Origin of the sequence: Streptomyces sp. NPDC058964 (assembly GCF_042741275.1) — a bacterium.
Taxonomy (GTDB): Bacteria; Actinomycetota; Actinomycetes; order Streptomycetales; family Streptomycetaceae; genus Streptomyces.
This window is the reverse complement of record NZ_JBHYKH010000082.1, coordinates 15,503-18,074: the sequence shown is the minus strand read 5'-3', so window position 1 is coordinate 18,074 and position 2,572 is coordinate 15,503. Positions and strand designations below refer to the sequence as shown.

Genomic DNA, 2,572 nt, shown 5'->3' with positions numbered 1-2,572 from the left:
CCTCCGTAGAGGGCGTAGGCGCCGCCGGCCAGCAGGTTGTTGTCGATGACGGTGTTGGAGACGTGGCCTGTGTCCGCGAACAGGCCGATGCTTGCTGAGGCTCCCCGGTCCACGGCGACCGGGTTGAGTAAGGTGTTGTGGCGGATGATCAGCTTCCCCTTGTTGCCGCCGCCGCTGATCACCGCGTCGGTGTGCTGCCATTCGCCGCCGGCGTTGCGGAAGGGGACGAGGTCGTGGACGTAGTCGTCGTGGATGTGGCCCTGACCCATGGAGAGGGCGTTGCCGAAGACGGAGATGTCGCTCCAGCCGACCTCGACGGAGCCGGTGCCCATGTTGGAGACGGCGTAGTCCTCGCCGCCGTTGTCGGGGCCTTTGCCGGGGACGGCGGTGATGGTGGTGTGGAGGACCCGGAGTCCGCTGTGGCCGGGGCGCAGGTTGACCCCCCACCAGTTGGTCGAGGTGATCCTGGTGTCGACGATGGTCACGTCGTTCGCGTAGATGTCGAGCGAGCCGGTGATGTCCCACCCTCTGATCACGGTCCCGTCGGTCCTGACGGTCATGTTCCCGGTGGCGTGCGGTTCGAGGGCGATGCGGGGACCGGTGGTGCGGGCGTCGGGGAAACCGGCTTCGACGGGTGGGGTGGTGGTGTGAGGCGTTCCATGGGTGGCTGGAGTGGTGGAGGCTCCGGGGCTCCGGTGGGGCGGGGCGGTGCCGGCGCCCGAGGAGCAGGCGGCGGACAGCATGAGGGCGAGGACGGCTGTCAGGCGGTGGAGCCGGGTCATACGGACTCCGGAGCCGGGGAGCCGAGCAGTGAGCGTCGGCTGGGCAGCACGCACACCACGTAACAGGCCAGGGCGGCCGTGCCGATGACGGACAGGGCGAGCGCGCCGTCGCCCAGGAGAGGCTTCGCGGCGAAGACCACCAGGGCCATCACGGTTCCCCCGAAGAAGGGCCAGGCGCAGGCTCTGGCCACGTGGGCGAGGCTGATTCCGGCCCGGCCGAGGGCGTAGAGGAACGCGGGAACGACCAGACCGGCGGCGACCACGACATGGCCCTGGGAGACGCCGACGATGCCGCCCAGGCGGGCCCCGAGGACGAGGACGGGGATGAGGGCGACGACCCAGAGAGCCTGGACGAGGACGAGGGAGCGGCGCTGTCCGGTGGCGACGAGGCAGTCGTAGGCGAGTTCGCAGCCGATGCGGATCAGTCCCAGGGCCATCAGCCAGGGCAGCGCGTCGGCGGCGGGGACCCACTTGCTTCCGTACACGAGGTGGACGATCGGACCGGCGAGGCCGGCGAGCAGTACGCACAGGGGCACGGTGCCGGTGACGAGTACACCCAGGGCGCGGCTGAAGCCCTGGGCGAGGGCCTGCGGGGAGCCGGCCAAGCGGGAGAAGCCGGCGAAGGAGACCCGGCGGGCCGCCTCGGAGATGATGCGCACCGGCCAGCCGGACATGTTGAACGCCAGGACGTAGAAGCCGAGGGTGACCTGGCCGAGCGAGGAGCCGACCACCATGGTGTCCACGTTGACGACGGCGAGGGCGAGGAGGCTCGCGCCGGCCAGCGGGAGTCCGAACTTCAGCAGCTCGCGGGCCTGTTCGGGGTCCCAGCCGAACCGCAGCATGCCGGGGGCGGCGATGGCGCAGCCGACGAGGGCGGCGATGTTGCCGGCGACCGCGCCCCAGGCGAAGCTCATCGCGCCCCAGCCGGTGAAGGCCAGCACCAGGGTCACGGACGTGCTGAGGACGAAGTTGAGGGCGTCGATGACCATCCGCTTGCCCTGGGCGAACTCCCGGGTCAGGTAGCCGGCGGGCACCTGGGCCACCCCGTCGAGCACCAGGCAGAGGCACATCACCCGTAGCACGTTCGTGGCCTCGGGCGAGTCGAGCAGCCCGGCGACGGTCGGCGCCGAGGCGAAGAGGGCGGCGTACAGCAGGGCGCTGGACGCGGTGCCCAGGGTCAGCACGGTCGGCGCGAAACGGCGGGGGTCGCCGTCCCAGCGGACGATGGCCAGGCCCACGCCCAGTTCGTTCGCGGAGAGCAGCACCAGGAGCACGGTCTGCGCGATGCCGTAGACGCCCCACTGCGCCGGTCCGAGTGCGAAGCGGGCCAGCAGGATGCCGGTGGCGAAGTTGCCGAGGCGCATGACAACGGTGTTGATCAGGCTCCAGCGGGCCGCCGAACGCACCTTGCGGCCGAGAGGGGTTGGAGCGGGGGTGTCGCTCGGCTCAGCGGTCCCGCTGTCCGGTGTGCGAACGCTGTCCATGAGTCGACTCCTCGTCGAGCGGCTCGGCGGCGGGCGCCACGGCCATGGCGGGCCGCCCCGCCCTCGGCTCCGCGGCGGCGCGGGGGGCGGCGGGCCCGGCCCCCGGGGGGGGGGGGGGTCCCCCCTGGGGCCTGCCCCGCCGCGGCGGCGCGGCGGCCCTCGGCGCGCGACAGGCGCGCTCCGCCCACCCCGCACACCTCGCCCGCCGCGTAGAGCCCGGGCACGGTGGTGCGCTGCCCGGCGTCGACGGTGACGACCGCGTTGCCGTCGCCGGAGTCGGTGAGGTCGCAGCCGAGCGGAAGGAGC

At 72.5% G+C, this 2,572-nt stretch carries 3 protein-coding genes; 1 reads left to right on the top strand and 2 read right to left on the bottom strand.

All coding sequences use genetic code 11. The features are described 5' to 3' along the window. On the bottom strand, nt 1–782 hold a 782-nt coding region (locus ACFW2E_RS13525), incomplete at its 3' end, for a hypothetical protein (protein ID WP_384465848.1). Continuing rightward, on the bottom strand, nt 779–2,266 hold the full coding sequence (locus tag ACFW2E_RS13520; RefSeq protein WP_384465846.1) for an oligosaccharide flippase family protein: 1,488 nt from the start codon (nt 2,264–2,266) through the stop codon (nt 779–781). The genes ACFW2E_RS13520 and ACFW2E_RS13525, both read right to left, overlap by 4 nt. 44 nt (nt 2,267–2,310) lie before the next feature. Here ACFW2E_RS13520 and ACFW2E_RS13515 point away from each other — a divergent pair. Next, nucleotides 2,311–2,572: hypothetical protein (locus ACFW2E_RS13515; protein WP_384465844.1), on the top strand; the 262-nt coding region annotated here is incomplete at its 3' end.